At 32.7% G+C, this 581-nt stretch carries 1 protein-coding gene; it reads right to left on the bottom strand.

Features of this window, described 5'->3' with window-relative positions; all coding sequences use genetic code 11:
* Nucleotides 1-459: lyase family protein (locus Q4Q55_RS06475; protein ID WP_303372025.1), on the bottom strand; the 459-nt coding region annotated here is incomplete at its 3' end.
* Between the last annotated feature and the right edge of the window lie 122 nt (nt 460-581).

Genomic DNA, 581 nt, shown 5'->3' with positions numbered 1-581 from the left:
AGCTATTGTAATCGGTTGAGCATGCTGCAAGTGAGTAAAACCTATGAAAATATCTTCCAAATGCTCACCGGCCATTTCAACTAGGCCTTCCATAAATTCCAGAATTCCGATTTGAATTTCTTCAATCATTTCCCTTAAAACCAATCTGACATCACATGCCACCTGATCGTTACGGGATTTTGCGGTATGCATAAAACCGGCTTCAGGACCAATTTTAGAAGTTACATAATTTTCTATTGCCATATGCACATCTTCAACTGAAGGATCGAATACTAAAGATTCATAACCTTCTTCTTTTAGATTATCGAGAGCACATAAAATATTATCGGCAATTTCTTCATCGATAATTCCTTCATGCTTTAACATTGAAGTATGTGCAAAATTAGTTTTGATGTCAGCTTCAAAAAGAAGCATGTCTGCTTCAAGTGATGAAGTATACTCGGCTGCTTCATCAGTCATTCCAGTTTTAAAACGACCATTTCTAATATTATCCAAAAAAATCCCTTCTAAAAAAATCAGTTAAAAATTAAAAATAATAAAAAAAAGAAAAAAGATTTAAACAATCTTATTTTTTCATTTCA

Origin of the sequence: Methanobrevibacter sp. (assembly GCF_030539555.1) — an archaeon.
GTDB lineage: Archaea > Methanobacteriota > Methanobacteria > Methanobacteriales > Methanobacteriaceae > Methanocatella.
This window is presented reverse-complemented; position numbering and strand designations above follow the sequence as displayed.